The organism is Nonomuraea sp. NPDC002799 (assembly GCF_053592075.1).
On the sequence record NZ_JBSFVA010000041.1, the window covers coordinates 22866 to 37035 of the forward strand.

11 protein-coding genes are annotated in these 14170 nt (G+C 70.9%); 8 read left to right on the forward strand and 3 right to left on the reverse strand.

Annotation, left to right across the window (positions count from 1 at the left end):
- Positions 1 to 226: 226 nt before the first annotated feature.
- Entirely contained in the window at positions 227 to 3118 is a 2892-nt protein-coding gene (locus ACWD0F_RS43565) for a hypothetical protein (protein WP_449887713.1), read from the forward strand.
- A gap of 66 nt (positions 3119 to 3184) precedes the next feature.
- Here the strand turns inward: ACWD0F_RS43565 and rox are convergent, their stop codons facing one another.
- Both rox and ACWD0F_RS43575 read right to left on the reverse strand, forming a co-directional pair.
- On the reverse strand, positions 3185 to 4615 hold the full coding sequence (gene rox / locus ACWD0F_RS43570) for a rifampin monooxygenase (protein WP_449887715.1): 1431 nt from the start codon (positions 4613 to 4615) through the stop codon (positions 3185 to 3187).
- A 203-nt stretch (positions 4616 to 4818) separates the two neighbouring features.
- Entirely contained in the window at positions 4819 to 5238 is a 420-nt protein-coding gene (locus ACWD0F_RS43575; RefSeq protein WP_449887717.1) for a RidA family protein, read from the reverse strand.
- A gap of 133 nt (positions 5239 to 5371) precedes the next feature.
- Here ACWD0F_RS43575 and ACWD0F_RS43580 point away from each other — a divergent pair, with 133 nt between their 5' ends.
- From ACWD0F_RS43580 to ACWD0F_RS43605, 6 genes are read left to right on the forward strand one after another with little or no spacing between them, the layout of a single operon-like run.
- Positions 5372 to 6178: a fumarylacetoacetate hydrolase family protein gene (locus ACWD0F_RS43580; RefSeq protein ID WP_449887719.1), complete on the forward strand. Its 807-nt coding sequence runs from the start codon at positions 5372 to 5374 to the stop codon at positions 6176 to 6178.
- A gap of 9 nt (positions 6179 to 6187) precedes the next feature.
- Complete coding sequence (locus ACWD0F_RS43585) at positions 6188 to 6682, forward strand: cupin domain-containing protein (RefSeq protein ID WP_449887721.1); 495 nt, start codon at positions 6188 to 6190, stop codon at positions 6680 to 6682.
- Entirely contained in the window at positions 6679 to 7581 is a 903-nt protein-coding gene (locus ACWD0F_RS43590; RefSeq protein ID WP_449887723.1) for an acyl-CoA thioesterase, read from the forward strand. The genes ACWD0F_RS43585 and ACWD0F_RS43590 overlap by 4 nt, the downstream gene beginning before the upstream one ends.
- A gap of 60 nt (positions 7582 to 7641) precedes the next feature.
- Complete coding sequence (locus ACWD0F_RS43595) at positions 7642 to 9300, forward strand: AMP-binding protein (protein WP_449887725.1); 1659 nt, start codon at positions 7642 to 7644, stop codon at positions 9298 to 9300.
- 13 nt (positions 9301 to 9313) lie between these two features.
- Positions 9314 to 11692, forward strand: a complete 2379-nt coding sequence (locus tag ACWD0F_RS43600) for a bifunctional salicylyl-CoA 5-hydroxylase/oxidoreductase (protein ID WP_449887727.1) — start codon at positions 9314 to 9316, stop codon at positions 11690 to 11692.
- Between the two features lie 4 nt (positions 11693 to 11696).
- Positions 11697 to 12143, forward strand: coding sequence for an acyl-CoA thioesterase (locus tag ACWD0F_RS43605; protein ID WP_449887729.1), 447 nt, complete (start codon positions 11697 to 11699; stop codon positions 12141 to 12143).
- Positions 12144 to 12247: 104 nt separating this feature from the next.
- Here ACWD0F_RS43605 and ACWD0F_RS43610 read toward each other — a convergent pair whose 3' ends face one another.
- Entirely contained in the window at positions 12248 to 13300 is a 1053-nt protein-coding gene (locus tag ACWD0F_RS43610; RefSeq protein ID WP_449887731.1) for an aldo/keto reductase, read from the reverse strand.
- 133 nt (positions 13301 to 13433) lie between these two features.
- Here ACWD0F_RS43610 and ACWD0F_RS43615 point away from each other — a divergent pair, with 133 nt between their 5' ends.
- On the forward strand, positions 13434 to 14075 hold the full coding sequence (locus ACWD0F_RS43615) for a TetR/AcrR family transcriptional regulator (protein ID WP_449887733.1): 642 nt from the start codon (positions 13434 to 13436) through the stop codon (positions 14073 to 14075).
- Positions 14076 to 14170 lie beyond the last annotated feature (95 nt).

Sequence of the window (14170 nt, forward strand, 5' to 3'; positions counted from 1 at the left end):
CGCCACGACTCCACCCCGGGCGCCGCGAGCCAGGTGAGACGCACGCCCGCGTCGGCGAAGGAGCCGGCCGCAAGCCGCGGACGTCACGGCCGGCTCCGCCCTCGACAGTTCGATGGCGTCATATCCCGGCCAAGGAGTGGCGCACGGGCGGATTCGGCCGGAACATGCGGATGTGGAGGTATCACGCGCTGGGCCGCTCCGCAGGTGGATCACTGCGGGCGGCGTTGTGCTGGCCCTCGGAGGCGGGCTGTGGGCGGTCTCGCTCATCGAGGCCCCGCCGCCACCGAGGTCCGTGCCCACACCCTCGCCTTCGCCCACCGAGACGCCTTCGCCGGAGCCCCTCCGCGTCACCGTCGAGCCGCCGAGCGTCCCCGCCGGAACGCGGAAGGCGCGGGTGTCCGCCTTCTGCGCGTCTCCCGACCGCGACGTCGCCGCCGAGTCCAGCGCCTTCGCCTGGAGCCCGGCTTTCGACGGAGACCTGCCCGGCGTGGGCCTGTACGCCGACGCCGAGCTGAGTCGCGGCCTCACCCCCGGCAGATACCCGGTCATCGTCAGGTGCGGGAACCGCTTCGGCAGCGCCGAACTGGAGGTGACCGGGAAGGCGGTCCCATCCGAGCAGTCCCTGACGCCGCGCGTCGCCACCACCTGGGTGACGCTCACCCGCGCCACGGCCGGCGACTGGAGCGACCACCCCGCCGTGGGGGAGGAACAACTCGGCCGGCTCGATCCGCGGCTGAGCCTCTGCAAGATGCGGGTGATACACGAAGTGAGGGTGCCGGCCGACGACCCTGACGTGGTCGCCCTGCGCGCGGGCGCCGCCGGCCGCCTGCCCATGGAGTTCGCGGAAGCCCGGCTGGGCACCATGGTGAGCACCCTGCAGCCACTTCTCGATCTGGCCTTCGCCGCCCCGGTCATCAGGATGGAACGCGGCTCGCGCGAGGCCGTCATCACCTACACCGGCACCGAGTACGGCGGCTTCCAAGAGGCTGGTGCGAGCGAACCACCTGCGGATCTCCTCGTCGAGCAGGCAGGCGTGAGATATGTCGGCATCGAATACACGCCACCCGCCGATGATCAGGTCCCCCGGCTGACCGCCCACGAGATCGTCGTCACCGCGACCGGCTGGACCGTGGCAGGGGTGCGCGGCCCTCCGCCCTTGACGCAGGACGCGCATTACCTCCGGCTGAGCGGCGCGTCCTCGGTGAAGGTCGCCTTCACCGAGGACGGCCGGTCGGCGCCCGTCGCCGAATATCTCGGCGAGGATCCGCAGATCGCGGTGTACCTGGAGGGCGAAGATCCTCAACAGGGGTTCGAGGAGGAGAATCCGGATGGCAGCTTCCTGAGCCGGGGCTGGACGGCGCTGCAGGCGGTGAGCTGGGTGGCCGCCGGGCTCATCCTGTCCTACAGCCTCGTGCGCGCGCTCGGCGGCACGTGGTGGCGCCGTCCCCGCAACGGGCTGCTCGTGGCCATGGTGGTGGTGGCCTACACAGCGGGCATCTGGACCTTCAGCGGTTGGCTCGCCTACACGGCCGTGGTGTTGTTGCTGGCCGGTGTCCCGATCATGGCGCTCTTCTCCACGGCTCGCGCCGCGCGAGGGCGCAGTGACCTGCCCGTGGCGGTGGCAGCGGGGACCGCCGCCCTGGCGGGCCTCGCCCTGGGCGCGTGGCCGCTGCGGGCGTTCCTCGGCTTCTGGCCCGCCGCCGGATGCCTGGCCGGCGCGGCGGCCCTCGCCATCGTGGTGGCCGCCGTGCCCGGGCTGCGCCGCCTGCTGCCGGGCGCCGGCCTGCTGCTGCTGGGAGCGGGCGCCCTGCTCCAGGGAAGGGCGGTGCTGACCGGGCTGCCCCCGTCGCACCGCATGCTGCTGGCGCTGGGCGTGCTCGCCTGGTGCGCGCTGGTCTTCGGCTGGGTCACCGAGACGAGTCACCGATGGTCGCCGCTGAGCGCGGCTCGCTGGGTGGCGGCCACGTCGGCCGCGTTCGGCGTGCTGGTCTACGCGAACATCGCGATGGAGGCAGGGAGCAGTTGGCTGTCCTTGCGGATGGACGACCTCAACGCCCTGTTCGGGCAGTTCGCGCTCATGGGCCTGCCGGTTCTGGCACTGCTGATGCTCGTCATTCGCGTACGCCGCTTCGGCCAGAGCCCGGCGGGGCTCGCTGAACCGGCCGCCTTCCACACGGCCGTGCTCTTCCTGGTGCTGATCCGTGCCCAGGCCATCGACAGCTCCGCTCTGGGGATCTCGGTGCTGCTGGCCTGGGCGGGGGTGTTCATCCTGCTGCCACGTCCGCGGCCCGAGGTGCTCCAGGAGGTCTCCCAGGACGAGCACCGGTTGCTCGTCCGCGACCTGATGAGACGCAGGTCGGCACGTACGGCGCTGACGAACCTGCTGCGGCAGCCGGGGGAGGGCGACGACTTCGAAGGGCGGCGCCGGACGCTGGAGCAGGCGGGCGACGAGCGCATCAGGACGCTCGACTCCGACCTCGCCCTCACCACCCTGGCCGGGCGCACCCCCTGGCAGAACGCGCTGGCCGCGTTCGGCGTGGGGATGGTGTTGTCGCTGCCGTTCTCCGTCGTGCGGATCGTGGAGTCGGTGAGCGGGCCGGCCGACGGATTCCGGTTGCTCGTGGCCGCGCTGGCGTTGTTGTCGCTGCCTGCCCTGTGCATGGTGTCCGGCTACTTCTACCCGCGCGTGCGCGGCACCCACCCGCTGGCCAAGTCCATGGCGTTCCTGCTGACGGCGCTGCTCGTCGAGCTGCCCACGTACGTGTACACGTTCGTCAAGGCCACCGTCGGGACCACGGATACGCTGGAGACGGTGCCCACGCCCAACGAGGCGCTGATCGGCGTGCTCGTCGCCGTCGGCAACATCGCCGTCGTCAGCATCGGGCTGGGCCTGTGGTGGGAGTGGCGGCTCATGTGGCTGGCGGACGAGCCGTGGGCGCGCGCCAGGAACGTCCGCACGCTGCGTGCCCTGGCCGCACCGATGGCCGCGTTGTCCATCGCCATCGCGACCACGGCGGCGACCGCGCTGATCAACAACGTGATCGCGCCGCTGCCCAGCGGGCCGCCCGCGCCGACCCCACCCACGCTGTCCTCACCCGCGCAGCCGCGCGCCACCTGAGCCGCAGGCGGGCGGCGGGGGACCCGCGAGCCACGCGGCGGCCCGGGGTCTCCCGCGACTTCGCGTTCAGCGCACGGCAGCGCCGAACCACTGGGGCAGACGGCCGAGCAGATCTTGCTGATCTTCACCGACCCACGCCACGTGACCGTCCGGCCGCAGCAGCGCCGCGGGCACGGCCAGTTCCTCGCTGACGTCGGCGACGTGGTCGACCCGATCCGCCCAGCCCGCCACCGAGAGCCGGCCGGTCTGGTCGAGCAGCAGTCCACGGCCGCCGCGCATCAGCTCGTAGAGGCGGCCCCGCTTCAGCTGCACGTCCCGCAGCCGCCGGCCGAGCAGTTCGGGGCCCTCGCCGAAGTCGTAACGGACCTCGACCGCGGTGATCATCCCGGTCACGTACCGGTTCACCTCCTCGAAGTCCATCAGCCTCGACAACAGCCCCCGCAGCGCGGTCGCACCCGGATCTGCGCCCAGCAGGGTGATCTGCGCACGGGTGTTGTCCAGCACGCGGGCGCCCACCGGGTGCCGTTCGGCGTGATAGCTGTCCAGCAGCCCCTCCGGCGCCCAGCCGTTGACCGCGGCGGCCAGCTTCCAGCCCAGGTTGAACGCGTCCTGCACACCGAGGTTGAGCCCCTGCCCGCCGGTCGGCGGATGGATGTGCGCCGCGTCGCCGGCCAGCAGCACCCGGCCGACCCGGTAACGCTCGGCCTGCCGGGTGGCGTCCCCGAACCGGGACAACCAGCGCGGCGAGTGCACGCCGAAGTCGGTCCCCGCGTGGGCCCGCAACTGCCGCTGGAACTCCTCCAGGGTCGGCGCGGTCGCACGGTCCTCGGCCACCCCGTCGGCCGGCACGACGACGCGGTACAGCCCCTCGTCCCCCGTGGGGGCGAGGCCGCACCGCAGTTGGGTCTTGCGGACCTCCGCGACGATGGCCGCGATCGTCGCCGGGTCCTCGGTCGACTCCATCACACCCAGCAGCGTCTCGACCGTGGCGGGCTCGCCGGGGAAGCCGACGCCGAGCCGCTTGCGCACCACACTGCGGGCGCCGTCGCACCCGACGAGGTAGCGCGAGCGCAGGTGCGTGCCGTCCGCCAGCTCGACGGTCACCCCGTCCTCGTCCTGGCTCAGCCCGGTCAGTTCGCAACCGCGCCGGATCTCGGCACCGACTTCGAGGGCGTACTCGTTGAGCAGCCGCTCGGTGACCGGCTGCGGGGTGGCGAGGCCGTACGGGTGAGCCGTGTCCAACCGGTCCGGCCACGGCTTCATGATGCCGCCGAAGAACCCGCCGATCTGAAACTTCTCACTGACCGCGAGGAACCGGTCCAGCAGGCCGCGCTGGTCCATCATCTCGACGCTGCGCGTGTGCAGACCCTGCCCGCGCGACTCCTCGGTCGGCTCGGTCAGCTTCTCCAGCACGACCACCCGCACTCCGGCCAGCCGCAACTCGCCGGCCAGCATCAGGCCGGTCGGTCCGCCGCCGGCCACGATCACGTCGATCATCGAGCCTCCCCTTCGCCAAGGTCGTCTTCCGGCACGTGCTTCGCGAACCCCTTGTTTCCGCAGGTTCTGGCCTCGGCCGATGATTCTGCTGCACGACCCGGGTCTTGCCGCAAGCCCCCCGGTGCGCTATAGATTGAAAGTGGCAGGGAGTGGGGTTTCCTCCTTGCGATCGATGATCGAGGAGCACCAGGCTCGCCGGAGACCTACGGTGTCCGCGCGCTGAGCCGGTCCTCGGGGATGACGGCGACTCCCATGATCTCGATCATCGCCTCCGGCTGCCACAGGGCGGTGCATCCGATGCCGGCCATGGCCGGGTAGACGGGTCCGGCGAGCTCCCGCCAGGCCCGGCCGATCTCCTTGCCGTGCGCCTGGTAGTCGGGGATGTCCGTCAGATACAGCGTGATGCTGACCAGGTCCTCCGGCCGGCCACCCACCTCTCGGAGCGTGGTGAGGACGTTGCTGAAGGCCTGGCGGAACTGCTCGACGATGCCACCTTCGACGATCTTCATGTCCTGGTCGAGCGCGGTCTGGCCGCCGAGGTGGAGCGTGTTGCCGGCCAGGGTCCCATGCGAGTAGCCGCTCGGAGCCGGCAGCAGGGCCGGGTTGACAGGGATCGGGGTCATCACGCCTCCGTCGAGTGAGGTCCGCCGGGGCCGGGCAGCCGCAGCGGTATTGACTTTATATGACGAACGTGAAAAAAACGATATATCAACCATGAGACGTCCGGTTGGAGGCGCGAGGATGAGATTTGCCACGTTGACCGAGGCAGACGGCCGCACGACGGCGGCCGTCAGTCTTGACGGCACCTGGCGCAAGCTGCCGGCACCGCACTTGTCGGCCTACCTCGCGGCGTTCCACGACCGGCCGGTGGCCGGCCTGCTCGGCGAGGAGATCCACGGCGCCCACGCGGCACTGCCGCTGCCCGAACCGGGCAAAGTGGTCTGCTGCGGTCTGAACTACGCCGGCCACATCGCCGAGACGGGACGCGAGCTCCCCGCCCACCCCACCCTCTTCGCCAAGTACGCCGACACGCTGATCGGCCCGGCCGAGGAGATCCGGCTTCCCGACGGTCTCGACGTGGACTGGGAGGCCGAACTGGCCGTGGTCGTGGGAGCCGAGATCCGGGGCGCCGGCCGAGCCGAGGCCGCCGCCGCGATCTGGGGTTACACGATCGCGAACGACGTGTCGGTGCGCGACTGGCAGCGCAGGACACTCCAGTGGTTCCAGGGCAAGGCGTGGGACCGCACCACGCCCGTCGGACCGGTCGTCGTCACCGCGGACGAGCTCGATCCGGCCGCGGGACTCCAGGTCGTCTGCCGGGTCGACGGCGTGGAACGCCAGCGCGGTGACACCCGCGAGCTCGTCTTCGACGCCGCCGCGCTGGTGGCGTACGTGTCGACGTTCACCCGCCTCAGACCTGGCGACCTGGTGCTGACCGGGACGCCGGGCGGCGTGGGGATGGCGATGACGCCGCCGGTCTATCTCACCGACGGCGCCGTCCTGGAGACCGAGATCACCGGCATCGGCGTGCTGCGCAACCGCATCGCGTTCACCAAGGATTAGGAGTCGATCATGCAGCCGACAGAGGGAGACCTCGGCCACGTCCACCTCGTGGGCGACAATTCCCAGTACGCCGGCGAGAGCGGGCTGGTCGTCCCGGTCGTCACCAGAGGCGGGCTGGAGTCCGGTCTGACCGGCCAGTCGGAAGGCGCCTCGCGCATCGCCGGTGTGAGCCCCCAGCACACGCCGGCGACCCGGATCTGGTTCGGGAAGGTCAGCAACGAGCCCGGCTACCGCTCCGTCCCCCATCACCATGGGGAGGCCGAGACCGGGGGATACGTCCTGTCCGGCCGGGCACGCATCTACTTCGGGGAGAAGTACGAGGACTACATCGACATGGCGGAGGGCGACTGGGTGTTCGTCCCGCCCTTCATGCCGCACGTCGAATGCAATCTGGATCGCAACCGGCCGCTCACCTGGATGACCGCCCGCACGCCGGACAACATCGTGGTCAACTTCGCCGACGTCCTGGACGAGGCGCTGAGCGACTGGGTGAGCCGGCCGTGACGGCCCTCACTTCCGAGGCGTTCACGGCGGCCGTCACCCTGAAGGAGGCCGAGCCGGAGCAGCACGACGTGGCCTACACCGCGGTGACCCAGCCCTGCCCCTGGCCCAAGGCCTACGGCGGCGACCTGGTCGCCGCGGCCGCCGCCGCGGCGATGCGCACGGTCCCGGAGGGCAAGACGCTGCACTCCATGCACTCCTACTTCATGCGCCCGGCCGACATCGGAGCCGAAGTCCGCTATGAGGTGGAGCTCCTGCGTGACGGCCGCGGCTACGGCACACGGCAGGTCCGCGGCTACCAGAACGGGCGGGCCATCTACGTGGCGCTCGCCTCGTTCGCGGCCGGCGAGCCGGGCGGCGCCTTCGCCGCACGGCCTCCCGAGGCGCCGGATCCGGGCACGCTGCCGTCCTCGGCCGCCTACCTGGCGGAGCGCTCCGGCGGGACGATGACGGAGGAGTCGAAGGCGTACTGGAGCGGTGGCCGCAGTTTCGACATGCGCCACGTCCCCGGCCCCCTCTACCTGACCGTCGACGGGAACACGGCGCCGCACCAGGCCGTCTGGGTGAAGCCGTTCGACGGCCTGCGACCGGTCGAGGGCCTGACCCGTACGCAGCGCGACCTCGCCGCGCTCTCCTACGTGTGCGACTACACCGTCCTCGAACCGGTGCTGCGCGTGCTCGGCCTGCCATGGGCTCGCCCCGGCCTGGTCACCGCGAGTCTGGACCATGCGATGTGGTTCCACCGGGCGCCGGGCGAAGGAGTCCTCGACGACTGGTTGCTCTACGCGCAGGAGGCCGTCTCCGCCGGGTCCGGACGCGGTGTCGGGCTCGGGCGCTTCTTCACCCGCAGCGGCGAACACCTGGCCACGGTCGTGCAGGAAGGCATGGTCCGCGCGTCCTGATCATTGGACCGTTCCCCCTAAACTCCGTCTGGCCGCCCCCGCGGCTCGGAAGGGCCCCCGATGCAGCTCTCACCCACCTCCTACACCGACACCTTCGCCCGCGATCATCTGCCGCCGATCGAGCAGTGGCCGCGGCTGGAGTTCACCACCGACCTCCTCAAGTACCCGGACCGTCTCAACGCGGCGGGGGAGATCATCGACGCCGCCATCGCGGCTTTCGGCCCCGATCGACCCGCGATCCGCACCGACTCGGGCGAGATGTGGACCTACGGCGAGCTCCGGCGGCACGCCAACCAGGTCGCCCAGGTCCTCGTCGAGGACCTCGGCCTCGTGCCCGGCAACCGGGTGCTGCTGCGCTCGCACAACAACCCGTGGGCGGTCGCCTGCTGGCTCGGGACGCTGAAGGCCGGCGGCGTGATCGTCACCACGATGTCGGCGCTGCGCGCCCGCGACCTCGCCCCCGTCGTCGCCAAGTCCCAGCCGGCGATCGCGCTGGTCGACCACCGCCACGTGGCGGACGTGGAGGTCGTGCGCGACTCCGGCGCCCCCGGCCTGACGATCGTGCCGTTCGGCGGCCGCGGCGACGACGACCTGATCGCCCGCTGCGCGGCCAAGCCGGGCGAGTTCACCGACGTGCCCACCGCCGCCGATGACATCGCGCTGTTCGGGCCGACCTCGGGCAGCACGGGCGTGCCCAAGATCACCGCCCACTTCCACCGTGACATCCTGTCCATCGACAACACCTTCGGCCGGGAGATCCTCCAGCTCACGCCCGATGACGTGGTCGCCTGCACGGCCCCCCTGGCGTTCACCTTCGGGCTCGGCATGCTCGTGGTCTTCCCGTTGCGAGCGGGCGCGTGCGCGTTCCTCGTGGAGAGCGCGACGCCGGCGCGGCTCGCCGGCCTCGTCGAGGAGCACCAGGTCACGGTGCTGGCCACCGCGCCGACCGCCTACAAGCAGATCCTCAAATCGGGCCAGATCGACAAGCTGCGTGGTCTCCGTGCGGCGGTGAGCGCCGGCGAGCACATCTCGCAGGACGTCTGGGAACAGATCGAGTCGGCCATCGGCCTCAAGATCATCGACGGGATCGGGGCCACGGAGATGTTGCACATCTTCATCTCCGCGGCCGGCGACGACATCCGCCCCGGAGCGACGGGCAAGCCGGTGCCCGGCTACCGGGCCACCGTTCTCGGCCCGGACGGAGCGGAGCTGCCCCCCGGTGCCGAGGGCCGGCTGGCCGTGATCGGCCCGGTCGGCTGCCGCTACCTGGACGACGACCGGCAGACGGCCTACGTCGCCGGCGACTGGAACGTCACCGGTGACACCTTCTACCGGGACGAGGACGGCTACTTCTACTACTGCGCGCGCACCGACAACATGATCGTGTCCTCGGGGTACAACATCGGCGGCCCGGAGGTCGAGGCGGTCATCGACACACATCCCGACGTGATCGAGTCCGCGGTCGTCGCCGAGCCGGACCTGGAGCGGGGATCGATCGTGTGCGCCTTCGTCGTGCTCAAGGACGGCGCGGGCGGTGACGCCGCGAAGGCCAAGGAGATCCAGGACTACGTCAAGCAGCAGATGGCGCCGTACAAGTATCCGCGCGACGTGCGTTTCCGTGCCTCCCTCCCGCGCAACCCCAGCGGCAAGCTGCAGCACTACGTCCTCCGGGAGATCGTCGAAGCGGAGCAGGCCGATGCCGTCGCGAACCCGCAGTGAGAGGAAGACCCCGTTGAAGATCGCAATCGCCGGCGGTGGCCCCGGTGGTCTCTACTTCGCAGCGTTGATGAAGCAGCTCGACCCGGCCCATGAGATCACCGTCTGGGAGCGCAACGCTCCGGACGACACCTTCGGCTTCGGTGTCGTCTTCTCCGACGAGACGCTGGGCGGCATCGAGAACGCCGACACCGTCATCCACGACCAGATGGCCCGTCGCTTCGCCCGCTGGACCGACATCGACATCGAGGTCGACGGCCACGCGCACACGGTGGGCGGGCAGGGCTTCGCGGCGATGAGCCGTCAGGAGATCCTGCACCTGCTGCAGCAGCGCGCCGCGGACCTGGGCGTGCACGTCCGCTACGAGAGCGAGGCGCCGGACGCCGACGAGCTCCGCGCGACCCATGACCTCGTCGTGGCGGCCGACGGCCTCAACTCGCGGATCCGGACCAAGTACGCCGACACCTTCGTCCCCTCGCTCGACCACCGGCGCAACAAGTACATCTGGCTGGGCACCGACCTGGTCTTCGAAGCCTTCCAGTTCTTCGTCAAGCAGACGGAGTGGGGCACCATGCAGATCCATGGCTACCCGTACTCCGCGAGCGGCTCGACCTTCATCGTCGAGATGCACGAGGACGTGTGGCGCCGCGCGGGATTCGACGTGACCGAGGGCGAGTCGTTCCCCCCTGGGGCGTCGGACGAGCACGCGGTCGAGCAGATCAAGAAGATCTTCGCCGGCGAGCTCGCCGGGCACCAGGTGCTCACCAACAACTCCAAGTGGCTCAACTTCACGACCGTGCGCAACGAACGCTGGTACGACGGCAACGTCGTCCTGCTCGGGGACGCCGCCCACACCGCGCACTTCTCCATCGGCTCGGGCACCAAGCTCGCGATGGAGGACGCCCTGGCCCTGGCGGCGTGCCTGCACGAGCACCCGTCGCTCGGCGAGGCGCTGCAGGCGTACCAGTCGGAGCGGAAGCCGGTGGTGGAGTCCACCCAGCGCGCGGCGCAGGCTTCGCTGGAGTGGTTCGAGAACATCGGGATGTACGCCGGCCAGGATCCCGTCCAGTTCTGCTTCAACCTGCTGACCCGGTCGCGGCGGATCACCTTCGAGAACCTCAAGGAGCGCGATCCGGAGTTCGCCCGCCTCGTCGAGACGGCGTTCGCCGCGGCGGCGGGGTCGGACGAGGTCGCCCCGGCGATGTTCCAGGCGGTCGACATCGGGCCGCTGCGGCTGAAGAACCGGGTGATCGTGTCGCCGATGGACATGTACTCCGCGCAGGAGGGCGTGCCGGACGACTTCCACCTGGTGCACCTGGGCTCCAAGGCGCTGGGCGGCGCCGGGCTCGTGATGACCGAGATGGTGTGCGTCTCCCCTGAGGGGAGGATCACGCCCGGCTGCACCGGCCTGTGGAACGACACGCAGCGTGCGGCCTACCGCCGGGTGACCGACTTCGTGCACGCGCGGACCACGGCGAAGATCGGGCTGCAGCTCGGCCACGCGGGGCGCAAGGGGTCCACCAGGCTGATGTGGGAGGGCATCGACCAGCCTCTCACCGAGGACAACTGGGAGGTCATCGGGCCGTCCGCGCTGCCGTACGGGAAGGACTGCCACCTGCCCCGCGAGGCCGGCCGCGACGACCTGGACCAGGTGGTGGCCGACTTCGTCGCCGCCGCGCGACGCGGTGTCGCGGCGGGCTTCGACCTCATCGAGGTGCACGCCGCGCACGGCTACCTTCTGTCCTCCTTCCTCTCCCCGGTGGCCAACAAGCGGACCGACTCCTACGGCGGTTCCCTGGCCAACCGGCTGCGCTTTCCCCTGGAGGTCTTCGACGCGGTGCGCGCGGCCGTGCCCGGGGAGATCCCGGTCACGGTCCGCATCTCGGCGACCGACTGGGTGCCGGACGGCAACACCCCGCGGGACGCGATCGACATCGCCCGGGCCTTCGTCGAGCACGGGGCGGCGGCCATCGACGTGTCGTCGGGACAGGTGATCCAGGAGGAGCAGCCGGCGTTCGGGCGCTCCTACCAGACGCCGTTCGCCGACCAGATCCGCCGGCTCGTCGCGGAGCCGGCCGGCGTGCAGGTCATCGCCGTGGGCGCCATCTCCTCCTACGACGATGTGAACTCCATCCTGCTGGCCGGACGGGCGGACCTGTGCGCCCTGGGGCGCACCCACCTCTACGATCCCCAGTGGACCCTGCACGCGGCGGCCGAGCAGGACTACCGAGGCGACGGCGCCGACTGGCCGGATCAGCTCCGCGCGGGCAGCCGGAAGCCTCCGGCGTCGCGCACCGACAAGGTTCCGCCGCGCCTCGCGCTCCTGCGGCGCCAAGAGGACCAGCGCCGCCATGTGCGGTGGACCCCGGGGCGTGAGCACGATCTCACCTCATGATCGGATGACGCGCCCGCACACCGCGCGCGGGGTCCACCACACCCGGGTGGAATGGGTCGACACCGACGCTGCGGGCATCTACCACAACTCCACGGTCATCCGGTACGTCGAGGCCGCGGAGGCCGAGCTCATGCGGGCCTGCGGACTCCTCGACTACTTCCCCCGGGCGCCGCGGGTCCGCTACGAGGTCGAGTTCGCGGCGCCCCTCCGGTTCGGGCAGGAGGTGACCACGGTCGTCCAGATCGAGCGGATCGGGACGACGTCGATGTCGTTCGTCTTCGAGGTGTGGGGAGAGGAGCTCGCGCACCGCCCGCGGGTGCGGGCCGCGGCCGGGCGCTACGTCACGGTGCACGTCGACGGCGGGCACGACGACGACGACGCGGCTCGCAGCGCACCGTGGCCGGCCGCGTGGGTGGAAGCCCTCCAGCGGCCGCGGCTCCCGCCCTCCTGACGAACGCCCGGCCATCTCGGCCCGGTGGGGCCTGACAGACTGAGCGGCTCCTCTCTGCTGGGCGGTTCCGGGGGCCGGCGGGTGCCTGCTGTGCACGGATGCGGTCAGGCGGCGGCGCGTTCGTCGACGGGCCGGCGGCGCAGGCGCGCGTGCTCGATGGCGGGAGGGTTGTAGGCCATGTCGAGCGTCCCGATGTCGGTGCCGGGCGGCACGATCTCGTCGATCCGGTCGAGGACCTCGTCGGTGAGCGTGACGTCGAGTCCGGCGAGCAGGTCGTCGAGGTGCTCCCTGGTGCGCGGCCCGATGATCGCGGACGTGACGCCGGGGTGGGCGATCGTGAAGGCCATGGCCAGGTGGGTCAGCGGGATCCCGGCGTCCTGGGCGAGCGGGATGAGCCGCTCGACGGCGTCCAGGCGGCGCTCGTCGCTCAGGTGCCGGAAGCCGAACCGGGACCGGTGGGTGGCGTTCTGCTGATCCTTGCGGTAGCGGCCGGTGAGCAGGCCGCCGGCGAGCGGGCTCCAGACCAGGGCGCCCATGCCGTACGCCTGGATCACGGGCAGGACCTCGCGCTCGATGCCACGGTTGAGGATCGAGTACGGAGGCTGCTCGGTGCGCAGCCGGGCCAGGCCGCGCCGCTCGGCGACCCAGTGGGACTGGACGATGTCCGAGGCGGGCAGGGAGGAGGTGCCGAAGGCCCGGACCTTGCCGGCCCGCACCAGGTCGGTGAGCGCCGAGAGCGTCTCCTCGATGTCGGTGTCGGGGTCGGGCTGGTGGATCTGGAACAGGTCGACGTAGTCGGTGCCCAGGCGGCGCAACGAGTCGTCCAGGGCGCGGATCAGCCAGCGGCGCGAGGCGCCCGACCGGTTGGGCAGGACCGGGGTGGCGCCGCTGGGGTCGAAGTCCACGGGGAACCGGGCCTTGGTGGCGAGCACGACGTCGTCGCGACGCCCTTGGAGTGCCTTGCCGACGATCTCTTCGGATTCGCCGTGGGAGTACATGTCGGCGGTGTCGATGAAGTTGATCCCCGCGTCCAGAGCCGCGTGGATGATCTTGATGGAGTCGTCGTGGTCGGGGTTGCCGAGGGCCCCGAACATCATGGCGCCGAGCGCGTAGGGGCTGACCTTGATGCCGGTCCGGCCAAGTGTGCGGTACTGCATGCGGTTCTCTCCTGAGATCGTGGTCGAGTGGGGGCGAGCGCTCGTTCGGGCATGCCGTACCCTGAACAGAAGCGGAACGCCTTTCCGGAACTATACGGAAAGGCTTTCCGGTTATGCAACCCGAAGGAGTGTCGTGACGGAGAACGCGGCGCCGACCGGAGTCGACCCGACCGGCTCTGTGGGTCCAGGCGCACTCGAACGCGCGCCGCGCCGGCTACGCGCCGACGCGCAACGCAACGTCGACTCCCTGCTCGAAGCGGCGAAAACCGTTTTCGGCACGTCGGGCGTGGACGCGCCCGCGAAGGAGATCGCCGACCTGGCCGGCGTCGGAGTCGGAACGTTGTACCGGCACTTCCCGCAGCGCTCGGACCTGGTCAAGGCCGTGTTCCAGCGCGAGGTGGATGCCTGCGCCGACGCCGCCCCGGCGCTGACCGCGGCGCACGAGCCGGCCGCGGCACTCGCGAAATGGCTCCACCGCTACACCGAGTTCCTCGCGACCAAACGAGGACTCGCCACCGCCCTGCACTCGGGCGATCCGGCGTTCGACGCCCTGCCTTGCTACTTCATGCAGCGGCTCGGACCCACCCTCGGGTCACTGCTCGAAGCCGCGACGGCCAGCGCCGAGATCCGCGCCGACATCAGCGCCGAGGACCTCCTGTACGCCGTCGCCCATCTGTGCCAGCCGGTGGCCGGCGAAGGAGTCGCGTACAGCCAGCGCATGGTGGCGCTCCTCGTCGACGGACTGCGCTACGGCGCCGACGCGGGCCGGGCCTGATCATCGGCGGGCGCGTACACGACATCACGATTACGTCGTACGAGGCACGGACGGCGGGCGCCATGAGCTCGCCGGGTGCCGGCCTCGCGTACGGG

Bases quoted from the DNA above. Each gene is read 5' to 3' on its own strand.
- rox (WP_449887715.1), bottom strand. From the start codon at position 4,615: ATGATCGACGTGATCGTGGCCGGCGGCGGACCGACCGGCCTGATGCTG.
- ACWD0F_RS43575 (WP_449887717.1), bottom strand. From the start codon at position 5,238: ATGACCCCGATCCCTGTCAACCCGGCCCTGCTGCCGGCTCCGAGCGGC.
- ACWD0F_RS43585 (WP_449887721.1), top strand. From the start codon at position 6,188: ATGCAGCCGACAGAGGGAGACCTCGGCCACGTCCACCTCGTGGGCGAC.
- ACWD0F_RS43595 (WP_449887725.1), top strand. From the start codon at position 7,642: ATGCAGCTCTCACCCACCTCCTACACCGACACCTTCGCCCGCGATCAT.
- ACWD0F_RS43605 (WP_449887729.1), top strand. From the start codon at position 11,697: ATGACGCGCCCGCACACCGCGCGCGGGGTCCACCACACCCGGGTGGAA.
- ACWD0F_RS43610 (WP_449887731.1), bottom strand. From the start codon at position 13,300: ATGCAGTACCGCACACTTGGCCGGACCGGCATCAAGGTCAGCCCCTAC.